Below are 15,957 nucleotides of genomic sequence, written 5' to 3'. Positions count from 1 at the left end.
CCGGCATTCATGCGCCGGCCTCCTCCTCGAAATGCGTGCCCTGAACCTGGCGCGACGCGCCGCGAAACAGCGCGATCCGGCGACCGTCGCCGCCCGTCACCACCACGTCATACAGCCCCGAACGCCCGGCCCGGTGCGCCTCGGTGCAGGTGGCGGTGAGCAATTCGCCCACCCGCCCCGGCGTGAGGTAGCTGATCGTGTTGTGCTGGGCCACGACGAGGGTGTTGTAGCTGTTGCAGGCGAAAGCGAAGGCGCTGTCGGCGAGGGTGAAGATATAGCCGCCATGCGCGATGCCGTGGCCGTTCGCCATGTCGGCGCGCACCGGCATGGTCAGCACCGCCTTGCCCGGCGCGATCTCGACAATCTTCATGCCGAGCGCCTGGCTGGCGCGGTCCTCCGCCCACATCGCATCGGCCGACCGGCGCGCGCGTTCCTCCGGGGTCATGGCTCCTCCTTCTCCTGTCGGGAATGGTGGCACAAAGCCGACCGAGCGGTCAATAGTGTTCGGGGAAGCGGGCAATAAAAAGCCCCGCCGGAAGGCGGGGCAGGTGTAGCCCCCGGTGCCGCGAACTGGGTGGGGGCTGTTGCATGCGGCACCGGGGTGAGCTTCTCGCTCGCTACACAGAAGTATTGCCCGCAGATTCCGGCGCTATTGCGGGGCGTTTGTGGCGTGCGGGCGGTCATTTCGTGGTTGGAATCGGGCTATTGGGGCGGTCCGGGCAAAGCTTGGTGTTGATTTGCGCCCGGGCTGCCCCCATCCTCGGCATATGAACCTGCAAACGCCCACGCCCTTTCCGCGCCCCGAGATAAACGACAAGGTCGCCTTCGACCGACAGGAGCTCGGGGTCATACTCGGGCTATACGGGCGCATGGTCGCCGCCGGCGAATGGCGCGACTACGCGATGAGCTTTTTGCGGGACCATGCGGTTTTCGCAGTATTTCGCCATACCGCAGAACACCCGCTCTACCGGATCGAGAAACACCCCAGGCTGCGTGGCCGGCAGGGGCAATATTCAGTGATCGGGATGGACGGGCGCATCCTCAAACGCGGGCAGGATCTGAAAACGGTGCTGCATGTGCTGGAACGCAAGCTGATCCGCCCGGTGGAGTGAGGCAAAGCATCCCGGCAAGGATGCCACGCGCTCCGAGCGCCCGGATATGCGCCCGTCGCCGGTTCAGTTGCCGGAGGACTTGGCGAAGATCCCCGCCGTCTCGGCGGCCATGCGGATCGCCTTGGATTTGTTCACGGTTTCCTGGAATTCCGCTTCGGGATCGCTGTCATAGACCACGCCGCCGCCCGCCTGCATGTAGAGCTTGCGGTCTTTGACGATGGCGGTGCGCAGGGCGATGCACATATCCATATCGCCATTGGCGGCGAAATAGCCCACGCCACCGCCATAGACACCCCGCTTTTCCGGTTCCAGCTCGTCGATGATCTCCATCGCCCGCACTTTCGGCGCGCCCGAGACGGTGCCCGCCGGCAGCCCGGCCAGCAGGGCCGAGAGGGCGTCGTGATCCTCGCTAAGCTCGCCCACCACGTTGGAGACGATGTGCATCACGTGGCTGTAACGCTCGATGATGAATTCCTCGGTGGGCTTGACCGTGCCGATCTTCGCCACCCGGCCCACATCGTTGCGCCCGAGATCGAGCAGCATCAGGTGTTCGGCCAGTTCCTTCTGGTCGGCCAGCAGGTCTTCCTCCAGCGCCTTGTCCTCGTCCGGCGTCTTGCCGCGCGGGCGGGTGCCGGCGATCGGGCGGATGGTCACTTCGCTGCCGAAGACCCGCACGAGGATCTCGGGGCTGGCGCCGACCACCTGGAAGCCGCCGAAATTGAAGTAGAACAGAAAGGGCGAGGGGTTGGTGCGCCGCAAGGAGCGGTAGAGCGCGAAAGGCGGCAGGGGAAAATCCTGCGTCCAGCGCTGCGAGGGCACCACCTGGAAGATATCACCGGCGACGATATATTCCTTCGCCTTCTCGACCGCCGCGAGGTAATCGGCTTTGGCGAAGTTCGAGACCGGCTCGGCGGTTTCCGTCACCTCGCCGAGATCGTGGGTGGTGGGCGGCTGGCGTTCGAGATCGCGCAGCGCATCCATCACCCGTTCGGCGGCCTGAGCATAGGCGGCGCGCGCCGACAGCCCGGACGACTGGAAGGCGGGGGAGACGAGGATGACCTCGCCCTTCACCCCGTCGAGCACCGCCACCACCGAGGGACGCATCATCAGCGCATCGGGCAGGGCGAGCGGATCGGGGTTCACGTCCGGCAGGTGCTCGACAAGCCGGATCATGTCATAGCCGAGATAGCCGTAGAGGCCGGCGGATGAGGCCGGCAGATCGTCGGGCAACTCGATGCGGCTCTCGGCCAGCACGGCGCGCAGGGCGGTGAGGGGATCGGCCTCCATCTCTTCCCAGGCCTCGGGATCGAAGCGCGCCTGACGGTTCACCCGCGATGTCGTGCCCCGGCATTCCCAGATCAGATCCGGTTTCATGCCGATCATCGAATATCGCCCGCGCACCTCGCCGCCGGTGACGCTTTCGAGGATGAAGCTGTCCTTCTTCGCCTCGGCGAGCTTCAGCATCAGCGAGACGGGCGTGTCGAGATCGGCGGCGAGGCGGGTATAGACCACCTGGTTCCGCCCGGCCTCCCAGCCTTTTTCAAACTCTTCGAAACTGGGGGTCAGCGCCACGGGTCACCTCACTGGAACGATGCGTTGACGGCGTTGATCATCGCCTGATCGAGAACGATCCCGGCCTGCGCTTCGAGCGCGGCGGAGAAGGCCGATTGCACGTCGAGCGCCAGCGCCTGCGCGGTGCTCTGGGCAAAGCCCGTCTTCAAATCCAGCGCCTCGGGCGTGGTCTGGTCGGCCTCGTGCACGGCGTCGAGGCGCAGGAGCACCGCGCCGGTGGCATCTTCGACCACCGCCCAGTCGCCGGGCGCGTCGAGCGCGAACACCCGCTCGATCATCGCCGGCGGTGTGCCTTCGATATAGGCGTCGCGGCTGTGATCGGTCTCGGCCACTTCGGTGAGGCCGAGGCTGGCCGGGCTCTCGCCGGTGGCGAATGCGCCGATCATCTCATCCGCGCGCGCCATCACCCGCGCCACGGTTTCCTGCGCCTGCCAGCCAGCGACGGCCGCCTCGCGCACCTCGTCGAGCGTTTGCAGGCGGGGCGCGATCACTTCGTCGAGCCGCAGCGCGAACAGCCCGCCATCCGACAGGTCTTCGATCTGCGGATAATCGCCGTCTTCCACCAGCGTCGCGGCTTCGCGGAAGGCATCGTAGGCGGCGATGCCGTCGTTCTGCGCGCCGGTCCAGTCGAGCGTGGCCAGCGTCATGCCATGATCGGCGGCGAGGTCTTCCAGCGTCGCGCCGCCGGCCAGCGCATCGTCGAGGTCGGTCACCATATCGGAGAGATAGCGGCGCGCGGCATCGGCGGCGTAATCGGCTTTGAGCCCCGCAACGGCCTCGTCGAAGCTGACCTCATGCGCGTTCAGGATGGCGTTCATCCGGAACAGCGCCGGACCCAGCTCGGTGTCGACCGGCCCGGCCACGCCGGGGGCGTCGAGCGCGAAGACGGCATCGCCCGCGGCGCCGAGATCGGCCCGGGTCATGTCGCCGAGGTCGATATCGGTCAGATTCAGCCCGCGCTCGGCCACGAGGTCTTCGAAACTGGCGCTGCCGTCGGCAAGGCGCTGCGCCGCCGCCGCCGCCTCGTCGGCGGTGCCGAAGACCAGCCGCTCCACCAGCCGCCGCTCGGGGCTCTGGAACTCGTCGATGCGGTCGTCGTAGAGCTTGCGCAGCTCTTCGTCGGTCACCTCGATCCGGTCGAGCACGTCTTCGGGCTTCAGCCAGACATAGGTGAGCTTGCGGGTCTGGGGCAGGGTGAAATCGTCGGGATGGGCTTCGTACCAGGCGGTGAGCTCGGCCTCGTCCGGCAGGCCCACGGGTTCGTCCAGCGTCGAGGCGTCGAGCCGGGCCCAGGTGAAATCGCGCTCTTCGCGGACCCAGGCATAGAGCGTGTCGGTATAGGCGGCGGGCATCGCGATGCCGTTGGTGACCGCGGTCTGCAGGATCATCCGCGCCACTTCCGAGCGCAGGCTCTCTTCGAAGTCGCCCGGCGTCATGCCGGATTGTTCGAGCACGAACTGGTAGGTCTGCCGGTCGAAACTGCCGTTTACCCCGGTGAAGGCCGAAATATCGCGAATCCGGGCGGCCAGCTCTTCATCGCCGACCGAGACGCCAAGCCGCGCGGTTTCGTTTTCCAGCGCCACCTGGTCGATCACCGTTTCCAGCGCCGCCCGGTCGAGCCCGAAGGCCTGGGCCTGGGCGAAGGGCAGGTGCTGCCCGGTCTGGGCCTGAACGGCATTGAGCTGGGCGTTCACCTCGCGGAAGTAGCGGTCGGCGGAGATGTCGGTATCGCCGACCTTGCCGATCGCGCTCACCCCGCCACCGAAATTGAACGAGCCGAAGCCGACCAGCCCGACAAGGACCAATGCCATGATGATCCAGACGAAAAACTGGCTGATCTTGTTCCTGGCCATCGACATGCAGCGCACTCCCGTTTCAGTCTACCGGGTTCTAGGCAAATGCCGGCGGATTGCCAACAGGGAAAGGGCGATGCCCGGAGAGGGACGCGAAAGTCCGGCGGGGGCGTGGGGGTGTGGGCTTGCGGCGCGGGGGGCGTCGTGGGGCGGACTTTGGAAATCCGGATAAGTGGAGAGCGCTGTTCGCCGCAAGCTACTAAAAACAAACATATTTTTCTATAATGGGCTATGCCCGTTCATCTCCGGTTAACCTTTTCGCCGGGCCTGCGCGCGGGGAAAGTGCTGCTCAGCCGGGGCGGGGCCTTCGGTTCGGCGGGTGGGCGCCGCGGCGCTGGCTCAGTGTGCTGGACAATGGGATGGATGATACGAGCTTCAGGCCCCGAATTTAGAAATCCGGATAAGTGAAGATCGAGATGCCAAGCAAGCATATGAAATCAAACAGGTTTTGTCCCTGCGCCAAGTGGGCGTTCATATCGGGTTAACCTGTCCCGCCGGGCGACGAGGCAGCGGCGGGCGGTAAGGCAGGGCGGCTCAGCGCGCCGGGCCGAGGCGGCGCAGCCGCTCAAACAGCGTGGCGATGCCGCCGGCGTCGATATTGGCGAAGGCGATGCGGATCTGGCGGGCCGCCTGCGGATCGCCTTCGGGCATGAACATCGTGCCCGGCAGCGCCAGCACCCCGATCTCGCGCACCATCCGCCGGCAGAGCGCGGCGGCGTCTTCACCGGCAAAAGGATGCTCGACATAGGCGAAATAGGCGCCCGCCCCGCGCAGGCGCCAGCCCGGCAGGTCGGCAAAGCCTTCTTCGATCAGCCCGCGCCGGGCGAGGATTTCGGCGCGCTCGCCGGCGAGCCACTGGCCGAGGTTTTCCATCCCCCAGAGCGCGGCGCGCTGGCCGATCTGGCTTGGGCAGATGGTGACCGTGTCGAGGTATTTTTCCACCTCCAGCATCCGCGCGGGCGAAGTGGCCAACGCGCCCACCCGATGGCCCGTCAGCCGGTAAGCCTTTGAAAAGGAGTAGAGATGGATAAAGGTCTCGTCCCACTCCTGTTGCTGAAACAGCGCATGCGCCGGGGCCGGGCGGCTGTCGAAATCGCGGTAGGTTTCGTCGACGATCAGGGCGATGCCGTGCGCCTTGGCCAGACGGTAGAAGGCCATCACCAGATCGGCGGGGTATTCGACGCCGCCGGGATTGTTGGGGGTGACCAGCACGATGGCGCGGGTGCGGGCGGTGATGAGCCGTTCGGCGGCAGCGGGCGCGGGCAGAAGCTCCGGCCCGGTGGCGAGCGGCACGGTGGCGATGCCCGACATGTCCAGCCACATCTGGTGATTGAAGTACCACGGGCAGGGCAGGATCACCTCGTCGCCGGGGCCGGCCAGCGTGGCGATGGCGGCGGCGAAGGCTTCGTTGCAGCCGGACGTGATGGCGATCTGGCCCGGCGTGACCGCGCCGCCATAGATCTCCGCGATCTGAGCGGCGAGGGCGGCGCGCAGCTCCGGCAGGCCGAGCACCGGGCCGTAGAGATGGGCGGCATCGTCATGCAGCGCGGCCTCGGCGATGGCTTCGCGCAGGGCGCGCGGCGGCGGCGCGGCGGGGGCCGCCTGGCTCACGTTCACCAGCGGCCTGTCCGGCGGAAAGGTGACGCCTTCGAGCCATTTCTTCGCCTCGACAACGGCAGAGGCGCGGGTGCGGGCGAGGTTTGGATTGGTATATGGCATGGGTCTGCCGCTCCGAGGCGGGGGCGCTGCCCCCGCACCCCCGGAGTATTTCCGCAAGGATGAAGGGGTCAGGCGGTTTGGGTGATCTTCGCCAGCGCCTCGATCTTGGCTCTGGCCGCGCCGCTGTCGATGCTGTGGCGGGCGATGTCGACGCCGTCCGTCAGGCTGCCCGCCTTGTCGGCCACCACCAGCGCGGCGGCTGCGTTGAGCAGCACCGCGTCGCGGTAGGCGCTGGCTTCTCCCGCGAGCAGCGCCGCGAAGGCCTTGCCGTTTTCTTCGGGCGTGCCGCCGAGAATGTCTTCGAACGGGTGGACGGGCAGGCCCGCCTCTTCCGGGTGCAGCTCGCTTTCGGTGATCGCGCCATCCTCCAGCGCGGCCACCCAGCTCACCCCGGCGATCGACAATTCATCGGTGCCGTCGCCGCCATGGACGAGCCAGGCTTTTTCGGTGCCGAGCGCGCGGAGCGTTTCGGCCATGGGCCGGATCATTGCGCGCGAAAACGCGCCGGTGAGCTGGCGTTTGACATGGGCGGGATTGGTGAGCGGCCCGAGGATGTTGAAGATCGTGCGGGTGCCGAGCTCGGCCCGGGTCGGGCCGACATGGGCCATTGCCGGGTGGTGCATCGGCGCCATCATGAAGGCGATGCCCACCTCATCCAGTGCGCGCTCCACCACTTCGGGGCCGACCATCACGTCGATCCCCATCACGCTCAGCGCATCGGCCGAGCCGGATTTGGACGACAGGTTGCGGTTGCCGTGCTTGGCTACCGGCACGCCGGCGCCGGCCACCACGAAGGCGGTGGCGGTCGAGATGTTGAGCGTGCCCTTGCCGTCGCCCCCGGTTCCGACGATGTCGATCGCGCCCGCCGGGGCGTGGACGCGCTTGCACTTGTCGCGCATCACCGAGGCGGCGGCGGCGTATTCGTCCACCGTTTCGCCGCGTGTGCGCAGCGTCATCAGAAGCCCGCCGATCTGGCTGGGCGTCGCCTCGCCGGCAAACAGGATCCCGAAGGCCTGTTCGGCCTCGGCGCGGCTGAGCGGCCTGTCGACGGCGGCGGCGATGAGGGGCTTGATCGCGTCGCTCATGCGGGCACCTTTTTGTGGCTGTCGACCTGGGCGAGAAAGTTTTTCAAGAGCGCATGGCCATGTTCGGAGCGGATGCTTTCGGGGTGGAACTGCACGCCCTCGATGGGCCGCTCCTTGTGGCGCAGCCCCATGATCGTGCCGTCTTCGAGCCAGGCGGTGACTTCGAGGCAATCGGGCAGGCTTTCGCGCTCGACCACCAGCGAGTGATAGCGCGTGCCCTGCAGCGGCGAGGGCAGACCGGCGAACACGCCTTTGCCGGCATGGTGAATTGTGCCCATCTTGCCGTGGACGATGTCCTTTGCGCGCACCACCTTGCCGCCGAAAGCCTGGCCGATGGACTGATGGCCGAGGCAGACGCCGAGCAGCGGCACGGACAGCTCGCCGGCGGCAAGCGAGAGCGGCAGACAGATCCCGGCCTGATCCGGATCGCACGGCCCCGGCGACAGCACGATGCCATCCGGGCGCAGCGCCATCGCCTGCTGCACGTCGAGCGCGTCGTTGCGATGAACGACCACATCCGCCCCGAGCTCGCCCAGGTAGTGGACGAGATTATAGGTGAAGCTGTCGTAATTATCTATCAGCAGGATCATGTCCGCGTCCGGCAAAGGGGGTTTTCTGGTTGAGCCCAAGGGGTATACATGTTCTCAGCCGCTGCCAAGTGTGAACCGGCGGCACGAGCAGGCATAAGGGGATCGAGCGTGGCACGAGGCGTGATCGCGGGAGTATTGGCCGGAGCGGTGGTTTCGGCTCTGGGCCTTGGCGTGGTTTCGCTGGTGATGGGGCCGGTCGCCCCGGTGCCAGCGCCGCAAGAGGCGATGCCCGCCGCCGAGACGCCGGAGCCGGTGGAGCCGCCGGTTGCGGAGACCGAGCCGGTGGCGGAAGCCGAGCCGGCCCCCGAGGTAGAGCCGGTTGCTGAAGCCGAGCCGACACCTGAGGCCGCGCCAATTCCCGAGGTCGCGCCTGCCCCGGAGGCCGCGCCTGTCGCGCCCGCGCCGCCGGAGGCCGCGCCCGAAGTGGAGGCGGCGGACGAGCCGGAGCCCGTCATTGAACCGATGCCGCAAGCGGATGCTGCCGAAGAGGCCGCGCCTGTCGATGCCGATCTGCCTGCGGTCGGGGATATGGACGAGACACCCGCCGCCGATGCCGAGGTCAGCGCGCCGCGGGAAGCCGACGACATGCCGGAGGTTGCGGCGCCGGAACCGGCCATGCCCGAACCCGCGCCGGCAGAGGAAGACGCGGCGGCGGTGGAGCCGGAAGCGGTGCCCGCTGAGGACGAGGCTGCCGAGATGGCTCAGGCTCCCGCAGCCGGAGAGGCGCCGGCGGCCCCGCAGGACGATACGCTCGCCGATGTGCTGGCCGTGATCGACGCCGTGCCGGACCCGACGCCCGCGCCACAACCGGCGCCAGTGCCCGAGCCGCAACCGGACCCGGCGCCCGAGCCGCAGCCGGCCCCTGTGCAGGAACCCGCGCCGGAACCGGCTCCGATGCCCACCGAGACCCCCGCACCGGCCCCCGAGGCCGAGCCACAGCCCGAACCGGCGCCCGCGCCGGAGCCTGCTGCGGAGCCGGAGCCTGCGCCGCAGCCGGAGCCCGAACCTGCTCCGCAACCGGACCCCGCGCCCGAACCCGAACCCGAACCGGCCCCGGCGCCGGAGGCCGGGAGCCTGCCGCTCATCGTGGTCGAGCCGGAGCCGGGCGCGACGGCGGAGGCCGCAATCGAGGTGACCCCCGAGCCGGAGCTAACGCCGGCGCAGGAGGCGGCCGCGGCGGTGGTCACCGGGCGTCTGCCCCGGATCGGCGACACCGTGGAAGACGAGGCGGCGCCCGAACCGGCCGCCGCAGCCGAACCCGCGCTGGTCCGCAACGCATTGCCGTTCGCGCCCGTGGGGGATCAGCCGCTCCTGTCGTTCCTGCTGCTCGACACTGGCGGCGCGCGCACCGAGTTGGGCGATCTCGATCTGCTGCCCTTCGCGGTGACTGTCGCGGTCGATGCCAGCGCGCCCGATGCGGCGCAGGCGATGGCCTTTTACCGTGACCATGGCGCCGAGGTGGCGCTGGTCGTGCCGCTGCCTACCGGGGCCACGCCGACCGATGTGGCGGTGACGATGGAAGCCTATGGCCCGCTGCTCGAAAACGCCGTGGCGGTGGTGGCGGAGGAAGACCTTGGCTACCAGTCGCTCGGCGAGGGCGCGGTGCAGATGGCGGCCAGCCTGGCCGAAACCGGGCACGGGCTCGTCTCCTTCCCCTCGGGCCTCAATACCGGCCACAAGGCGGCGGTGAAGGAGGGGGTGAAGGCCGGTCTGGTGTTCCGCGACCTCGACGGCAACGGGCAGGAGGGGCCGGTGATCCGCCGGTTCCTCGACAATGCCGCGTTCCGTGCCGGCAACGAGGACGGCGTGATCGTGGTCGCCCGCACCCGGCCAGAGACGCTTCAGGCGCTGCTGGAATGGTCGCTTGGCACCCGGGCGCAATCGGTGGCGCTGGCGCCGCTTTCGGCGGTTCTGGCGCGCGAGTGATTCACCCCGCCGGGCGGCGCCGGGCGTCCGCCGCCATCCGGGATCGTTGCATTTGAGACAGATTGCCTGACCCAACCCCGCCCGGGGCGGGGTTTTGCACAGGTCCATGCCGGCCGCGCCATGTCGCGTTGCAGCGTCCGGATGCGTCAATCTTACACGTCTGATATGGCGTTGAAATTCCTGCCGGCGGTCGGGTCCGGGCGGCGGATTTGCCGCGTCGCGGCAGGGCGGCGGCGCGGATGTATCGACATATCGAGATAAAAAAAGTTTTGCAGGTCAACGGGTTCCTTGCCTAGTATCGGGGTCGGCGATTATCACGTGAGGGAGGAACGCGGTGATCAAGACGCGAATTGTCGCAGCCATAGTGGCTGGGTGTGTCACCCAGGCCGCAAGTGCCGAGGAAATCGGCGATCCGGTGGCGGGCGAAAAGGTTTTCAAGGAATGCGCGAAGTGCCACCAGGTGGGGCCGGACGCCGTCAACCGGGTCGGCCCGGTGCTCAATGACGTGTTCGGGCGGCAGGCCGGCACGGTGGAGGATTTTACCCGGTACTCGAAAGGCATCGTGCGGATGGGGGTCGATGGCCTGCATTGGGATATCGAGCATCTCGATACCTATCTCGAAAACCCCAAATCGCTCGTTTCGGGCACGCGGATGTCGTTCAGGGGGCTGAAAGATCCGCAGGAGCGGGCCGATGTGATCGCCTATCTGCGCACCTTCTCGGCCAGCCCGCAAAACATCCCCGAGGCCGCGCCCACGGCGCTGCCGCATGAGGTGGCGCTGTCGCCCGAGGTGCTCGCCATCGTCGGCGACCCGGAATATGGCGAATATCTCTCCGCCGAATGCAACACCTGCCATCAGGCCGATGGCGAAGACGAGGGCATCCCCTCGATCACCGGCTGGCCGGACGAGGATTTCGTCGTCGCCATGCATGCCTACAAGGTCAAGGCGCGCCCGCATCCCGTGATGCAGATGATGGCGGGCCGTCTGACGGATGAAGAGATCGCGGCGCTGGCCGCGTATTACGCCGGCCTCGGCGCAGAATAGCGCCGGGCCGTTTTCCAGGGAGGACGTTACAATGACATTGACGAGACGAGGTTTTGTCGGCGCCGGGCTGGCTGCCGCATCGCTGTATGCGCCCGCGCTGCACGCCCAGGGCGGCAGGCCGAAAGTGGTGGTGATCGGCGGCGGCGCAGGCGGCGCCACGGTGGCGCGCTATCTCGCCAAGGACAGCGACGGCGCGCTCGACGTCACGCTGATCGAGCCGACCCGCACCTATTACACCTGCTTCTTTTCCAACCTCTATCTTGCCGGCTTCCGCACGCTGGAGAGCATCGCGCATACCTATGGCAAGCTGGCCGCGGATTACGGCATCAACGTGATCCACGACTGGGCGGTCGGCGTCGACCGCGACGCGCGCACCGTGAGCCTCGCCGGCGGGGCCACGCTGAGCTATGACCGGCTGGTGCTGAGCCCCGGCATCGACTTCGTCGACGGCGCGGTGCCGGGATGGGATGTGACGGCGCAAAACGCCATGCCGCATGCCTATAAGGCGGGGTCGCAGAGCGAGTTGCTCAAGGCCCAGATCGAGGCGATGCCGGAAGGCGGGCTGTTTGCGATGGTCGCGCCGCCCAACCCCTATCGCTGCCCGCCCGGGCCCTATGAGCGGATTTCGATGGTGGCGCATAAGCTCCGGGCCGAAAACCCGACCGCCAAGATCCTTCTGCTCGACCCGAAGGAAAGCTTTTCCAAGCAGGGTGTGTTCGAGGAGGGATGGTCGAAGCATTATTCCGGGATGATCGACCGGATCGGCCCCGGCTTCGGCGGCGCCGATGTGAGCGTCGATCCCGGGGCGATGACGGTCACCGTCGACGGCGAAGTCACCAAGGTGGATGTCTGCAACGTCATTCCGGCGATGAAGGCGGGGCGGATCTGCGAAATCGCCGGCGTGAACGATGGCAACTGGGCGCCGGTCTCGGGCCACACAATGCAAAGCCGCATCGACGCCAACGTCTATGTACTGGGCGATGCCACCAATCAGGGCGATATGCCCAAATCGGGCTTCTCGGCCAACAGCCAGGCAAAGGTGGCGGCGATGGCGATCCGCTCCGAGCTGACCGGCTCGCAGCTCTTCCCGGCGAAGTTCACCAACACCTGCTGGTCGCTGATCGACGCCGATGACGGTGTGAAGGTGGGCGCGAGCTACGAGGCGAATGACGAGAAGATCGCCAGCGTGTCGAGCTTCGTCAGCCAGACCGGCGAGGATGCCGAGATGCGCAAGCAGAACTACGAGGAAAGCCTCGGCTGGTATGCGGGCATCACCGCCGACATGTTCGGCTGATCCGCGCAGGGCAGACGCAAAGGCGGCGGCGGGGAGACCTGCCGCCGTTTTTTTGTCATCCGATACACGCATTGCGTGTGGCATGTGGCATCATTCCTCCCAAATTTCGTCCCGATTGCCTGCTAGAGCCGGTCGAAACGAGGGCAGTCAGGCATGGATCCAAGAGGGCTTTTGATGATCGGCGCGGTGCTGGTTGGCGGTTTCGTCGGCCTGACCGCGCTGCGCGACGCGGAGGCAAGGCTGCCGGTGCTGCACGGCGCACCGATTGCGCTGGCCGGGCGTCCGGCAGGGTTGCAGACGCGCGCGGCGGGCCGGGCGGAGGAATATGTTGTCGCGCGCGCCCTGAACGATCAGGCCGGTGGCCCGATCGCGACGCATGATTCAAGCCCCGCCGTCTTCATCGACGAGGCGATCCGCGACTGGCGCCCGGCCAACAAGCGCGAGGTTGTCGGCCAGGTGCAGCTTTTGCTCAACCGGACCGGTTGCACCCTGAGCGCCCCCGCCGAAGGGGCGCGGCTGGTCAATCTCATGGTCGAACATTCCGATACGCTGGTGGGGCTTTACAGCTTCACCGACCAGGAGGTGCAGCAGGCGGTGGATGACTGGTTTCGCGACATCAAATACGGCAACCGGGCCCCGGGCGACGCATTGCCGATGCGCTACAGCCACGAATTCCATCTGCACGATATCGCGGTGACCGACACGCGCACGCCGCTGCACATGGTGTTGCAGAACCCCGGACCCGGCAATTACGTCTATAATTTTCACCTCGCGCCCGGCGTCGAGATCGCCGGCGTCTCGATGCTGGGCGGCGACGCGAATGCGGTGGCCAACCTGCCCGAGACGGTGCCTGTCGAGGTGATGGACCGGGCAACGCTGGAGGCCTGCGGCACCGGCGTGACCGATCCCGGCCGGGTTGAAATCCAGCTCACACACCGCCGGAACAACGGCCATCTTTCGGAGGAAGACGAACAGGCGATCCGCGACGAATGGCGCCTCAAGGTGCAGACCTTCGAGGATTGGTTCGTCCGCCAGTTCGGCGTGGGGTCGGACACGACCCGGATCGGGCTCAGCTATGCCGAGGTGTCGCTGATCGGGCCGGTATGGCGCGAGGGCGAGCTGACGGGTGTGCCTTACAGGCCCTTCGCGGGCGCCCATCTGGTGGCGCAGACCGAGGCGCATTTCGCGGTGACGGGCCTGCATGACTGGCCCGCCGCCTTCAACGACGAGGTGCGCCGCCTTGGCGCGCGGATGGCGGGCGGCAACCCGGCCGACGTTCTGTTGCCACGGTATTTCGCGAGGGAGTTCTGACATGAACGCAACGAGTTTGATCGGGGTGATCCTGGCGATCGGTGTCGGGTTCTACGTGATGGTGGCGCAGTCGAACATGTCGCGCGATATCGGCGCGGTCGTGGCGCGGAACATGCAGGCGCAGACGGTGGAGCCGGAGGCCCCCCGTGAGCGTGCGGCGGAGGAAGGGCCCGAACCCGATCCGTTCGACAAGAACATCGTCAACGAGGGCGGGCGGTCCGTCTCCCGGCAGGCCGTGTCATATCTGCTCGATCCCGCCCGGTTCGACCGCAAGAGGACGGTTACCGTCGAGGTGCCGGTATCGCCCGCCAGCCTGCTCAGGCCCGGCGAGGCGATGCCGGAAGGCGACCTGCGCCGGCTGATGGTCGAGGCCCGCAGCGCCGCCCTGGCCGACGCCGCCTGCGAGCGCCTGCTGGGCAGCCTGGCCGGGCGCTGCGGCGTGTCGGGGTTCGGGGTTGAGGGCGGCGTCGGTGGCCGCGACCGCATGAACCCGGCGCGCGCGGCCATGTTTGCCGATATCTATGTCGTCTCCACGACGATGGTCTTCGTCCCGAAGGCGCCGGTGGGCAGCTATCCCGAAACGGCGACGGTGATGCTGAACAACCGCGAGTTCGACCTCGACCCATGGATCATGCCCGGGCCATGGGCTGCCGCATACGAGCCGAAGCTCGCCGAACTTTACGAGGCCGCCGAGGCGGCCTGCGCCGATATCCGGGGGGTCTACGGCAATTGCATGCTGCGCAGCGCCCGCATGGCGCTGAGTGGCCGCGAACCGGGAGAGGTGCGCCGGTCGTTCACGCTGGCGTGGTTCTCGCCGGTCTATGGCGATACTGGCACCACGGCTGAAACCGGCGCGGACCCTGCCGATATGCCTGTCGGGGCGGTGGAGTAGGGTCCGCCGCCCCAAAAAGGCAGGCGCGCGGTCGCGCCCCTGCCGGTCCGGCTCAGCCCGTCGCCTTGCTCAGCGCCTGGTCGAGATCGGCGATCAGGTCGTCGGCATCCTCGATGCCGATGGAGAGCCGCACCACATTGTCGCCCGCGCCCGCCGCCGCGCGCTGCTCGGACGAGAGCTGGCGGTGGGTGGTCGAGGCCGAATGGATGATCAGCGAGCGGGTATCGCCCAGATTGGCGACATGGCTGAACAATTCGAGGTTGTTCACCACCCCGACACAGGCATCGTAGCCGCCCTTGAGCGTGACGGTGAACAGCGCACCGGCGCCTTTGGGATAAACCCGCTTGGCCCGTTCGTTATAGGGCGAGGAGGCGAGCCCGGCATAGCTCACCGCCTCGATGCGCGGGTCGGCTTCCAGCCATTCGGCGATCTTCTGCGCGTTCTCGACGTGCTTCTGCATCCGCAGGCTGAGCGTCTCGATCCCCATCAGCGTGTAATGCGCGCCCTGCGGGTTCATCGTCATGCCCAGATCGCGCAGGCCCACGGCGATGGAGTAGAAGGTATAGGCCATGCCCCCGAGCGCTTCGTGGAAGTTGATGCCGTGATAGGCGGGTTCGGGTTCGGAGAGCGAGGGGAACTTGCCGCTCGCCGACCAGTCGAAGGTGCCGCTGTCGACGATGGCGCCGCCGGTCACGGTGCCGTTGCCGGTGAGATACTTGGTGGTCGAATGGATCACCAGCGTCGCGCCGTGCTCGATGGGCTTGCACAGGTAGGGGGTGGCGGAGGTGTTGTCGACCACCAGCGGCAGCCCGGCATCGTTGGCCACCTTGGCGATGGCGTCGATATCGGTGGGCACGCCGGCGGGATTGGCGATGGATTCGCAGAAGATCGCGCGGGTGTTATCGTCGATCGCGTCGGCCACCGCTTGCGGATCGTCGAAATCGACGAACTTCGCCGACCAGCCGAAGCGTTTGAACACTTGCGTGAACTGCGTGTAAGTCCCGCCGTAAAGCCTTGTGGACGCAATGATATTCAGCCCCGGCCCCATCAGCGGATAGAGCGCCATGATCTGCGCGGCATGGCCCGACGAGGTGCAGACCGCCCCGGCGCCGCCTTCGAGCGCGGCGATCCGGTTGGCCAGCGCCCCGACCGTGGGGTTGGTCAGCCGCGAATAGATATAGCCCACTTCCTGAAGGTTGAAGAGCGCCGCCGCGTGATCGGCATCGCGGAACACGTAAGCCGTGGTCTGATAGATCGGCACCTGGCGCGCGCCGGTGGCCGGATCGGGTTCGGTGCCGGCATGGACTTGAAGGGTATCGAAGCCGAGGTCTTTGGTCATTGTCTCTCTCCCTGACGGTTCGCGCGCGAGGCTAAGGCAGGGGCGCTGCGGGGGCAATCGGCTTGATGACAAAAGTCTTCTGTTCCGGGCCGCCGGGCCGGGGCGGACGCCCGTCCTGCGCCGCCGGTTGGCGGCGGAACGACAATGCGGTCCGGGGCCAGGTCGATTCCGTTTCGGGTCCGGCGGGTTCTCAGGCACACTTGCGGGCGCGAAACGTGC

The 15,957-nt window shown here is 67.3% G+C and carries 13 protein-coding genes; 6 read left to right on the top strand and 7 right to left on the bottom strand.

The features are described from left to right. Window positions 1-7 precede the first annotated feature (7 nt). Window positions 8-445, bottom strand: coding sequence for a hydroxyphenylacetyl-CoA thioesterase PaaI (gene paaI / locus QMG28_RS14945; RefSeq protein ID WP_281843119.1), 438 nt, complete (start codon window positions 443-445; stop codon window positions 8-10). 322 nt (window positions 446-767) lie between these two features. Between paaI and QMG28_RS14940 the strand changes: the two genes are divergently transcribed. Continuing rightward, complete coding sequence (locus QMG28_RS14940; protein WP_281843118.1) at window positions 768-1,112, top strand: DUF2794 domain-containing protein; 345 nt, start codon at window positions 768-770, stop codon at window positions 1,110-1,112. Between the two features lie 63 nt (window positions 1,113-1,175). Here the strand turns inward: QMG28_RS14940 and trpE are convergent, their stop codons facing one another. From trpE to QMG28_RS14915, 5 genes are all read right to left on the bottom strand, one after another. After that, window positions 1,176-2,684: an anthranilate synthase component I gene (gene trpE / locus QMG28_RS14935; protein ID WP_281843117.1), complete on the bottom strand. Its 1,509-nt coding sequence runs from the start codon at window positions 2,682-2,684 to the stop codon at window positions 1,176-1,178. 8 nt (window positions 2,685-2,692) lie between these two features. Next, window positions 2,693-4,543 (bottom strand): peptidylprolyl isomerase, encoded by a 1,851-nt coding sequence (locus tag QMG28_RS14930; protein ID WP_281843116.1) that lies wholly within the window; start codon window positions 4,541-4,543, stop codon window positions 2,693-2,695. Between the two features lie 528 nt (window positions 4,544-5,071). Continuing rightward, window positions 5,072-6,256: an aminotransferase gene (locus QMG28_RS14925; RefSeq protein ID WP_281843115.1), complete on the bottom strand. Its 1,185-nt coding sequence runs from the start codon at window positions 6,254-6,256 to the stop codon at window positions 5,072-5,074. 68 nt (window positions 6,257-6,324) lie between these two features. Continuing rightward, window positions 6,325-7,341 carry an anthranilate phosphoribosyltransferase gene (gene trpD, locus QMG28_RS14920; RefSeq protein WP_281843114.1) on the bottom strand — a complete coding sequence of 339 codons (1,017 nt, stop codon included), beginning with the start codon at window positions 7,339-7,341 and terminating at the stop codon, window positions 6,325-6,327. Then, complete coding sequence (locus tag QMG28_RS14915; RefSeq protein ID WP_281843113.1) at window positions 7,338-7,931, bottom strand: anthranilate synthase component II; 594 nt, start codon at window positions 7,929-7,931, stop codon at window positions 7,338-7,340. The genes trpD and QMG28_RS14915 overlap by 4 nt, the downstream gene beginning before the upstream one ends. A 108-nt stretch (window positions 7,932-8,039) precedes the next feature. Between QMG28_RS14915 and QMG28_RS14910 the strand changes: the two genes are divergently transcribed. The 5 genes from QMG28_RS14910 (at window position 8,040) to QMG28_RS14890 (ending at window position 14,399) form a co-directional block, all read left to right on the top strand. Further along, on the top strand, window positions 8,040-9,857 hold the full coding sequence (locus QMG28_RS14910) for a divergent polysaccharide deacetylase family protein (RefSeq protein WP_281843112.1): 1,818 nt from the start codon (window positions 8,040-8,042) through the stop codon (window positions 9,855-9,857). Window positions 9,858-10,221: 364 nt separating this feature from the next. After that, window positions 10,222-10,902: a c-type cytochrome gene (locus tag QMG28_RS14905; RefSeq protein ID WP_281843111.1), complete on the top strand. Its 681-nt coding sequence runs from the start codon at window positions 10,222-10,224 to the stop codon at window positions 10,900-10,902. A 31-nt stretch (window positions 10,903-10,933) separates the two neighbouring features. Then, window positions 10,934-12,196: an NAD(P)/FAD-dependent oxidoreductase gene (locus QMG28_RS14900; protein WP_281843110.1), complete on the top strand. Its 1,263-nt coding sequence runs from the start codon at window positions 10,934-10,936 to the stop codon at window positions 12,194-12,196. Window positions 12,197-12,349: 153 nt separating this feature from the next. Beyond that, window positions 12,350-13,507, top strand: coding sequence for a hypothetical protein (locus QMG28_RS14895; protein ID WP_281843109.1), 1,158 nt, complete (start codon window positions 12,350-12,352; stop codon window positions 13,505-13,507). A 1-nt stretch (window position 13,508) separates the two neighbouring features. Then, window positions 13,509-14,399 (top strand): hypothetical protein, encoded by an 891-nt coding sequence (locus QMG28_RS14890; protein WP_281843108.1) that lies wholly within the window; start codon window positions 13,509-13,511, stop codon window positions 14,397-14,399. 52 nt (window positions 14,400-14,451) lie between these two features. Here QMG28_RS14890 and QMG28_RS14885 read toward each other — a convergent pair whose 3' ends face one another. Continuing rightward, the gene (locus QMG28_RS14885) at window positions 14,452-15,738 is read right to left on the bottom strand and encodes an O-acetylhomoserine aminocarboxypropyltransferase/cysteine synthase family protein (RefSeq protein ID WP_281843107.1); all 1,287 of its coding nucleotides are present in this window, start codon (window positions 15,736-15,738) and stop codon (window positions 14,452-14,454) included. Window positions 15,739-15,957: the final 219 nt, after the last annotated feature.

The organism is Sinisalibacter aestuarii (assembly GCF_027923545.1).
In the GTDB taxonomy this organism is placed as follows: Bacteria; Pseudomonadota; Alphaproteobacteria; order Rhodobacterales; family Rhodobacteraceae; genus Sinisalibacter; species Sinisalibacter aestuarii.
The sequence above is the reverse complement of the archived record's forward strand: the minus strand, read 5'-3'. Positions and strand labels throughout refer to the sequence as shown.

What these genes read in the sequence shown, in the direction of transcription:
- paaI (WP_281843119.1), bottom strand. Translation starts at nt 445, where the DNA reads ATGACCCCGGAGGAACGCGCGCGCCGGTCGGCCGATGCGATGTGGGCG.
- QMG28_RS14940 (WP_281843118.1), top strand. Translation starts at nt 768, where the DNA reads ATGAACCTGCAAACGCCCACGCCCTTTCCGCGCCCCGAGATAAACGAC.
- QMG28_RS14930 (WP_281843116.1), bottom strand. Translation starts at nt 4,543, where the DNA reads ATGTCGATGGCCAGGAACAAGATCAGCCAGTTTTTCGTCTGGATCATC.
- QMG28_RS14925 (WP_281843115.1), bottom strand. Translation starts at nt 6,256, where the DNA reads ATGCCATATACCAATCCAAACCTCGCCCGCACCCGCGCCTCTGCCGTT.
- trpD (WP_281843114.1), bottom strand. Translation starts at nt 7,341, where the DNA reads ATGAGCGACGCGATCAAGCCCCTCATCGCCGCCGCCGTCGACAGGCCG.
- QMG28_RS14915 (WP_281843113.1), bottom strand. Translation starts at nt 7,931, where the DNA reads ATGATCCTGCTGATAGATAATTACGACAGCTTCACCTATAATCTCGTC.
- QMG28_RS14900 (WP_281843110.1), top strand. Translation starts at nt 10,934, where the DNA reads ATGACATTGACGAGACGAGGTTTTGTCGGCGCCGGGCTGGCTGCCGCA.
- QMG28_RS14895 (WP_281843109.1), top strand. Translation starts at nt 12,350, where the DNA reads ATGGATCCAAGAGGGCTTTTGATGATCGGCGCGGTGCTGGTTGGCGGT.
- QMG28_RS14890 (WP_281843108.1), top strand. Translation starts at nt 13,509, where the DNA reads ATGAACGCAACGAGTTTGATCGGGGTGATCCTGGCGATCGGTGTCGGG.
- QMG28_RS14885 (WP_281843107.1), bottom strand. Translation starts at nt 15,738, where the DNA reads ATGACCAAAGACCTCGGCTTCGATACCCTTCAAGTCCATGCCGGCACC.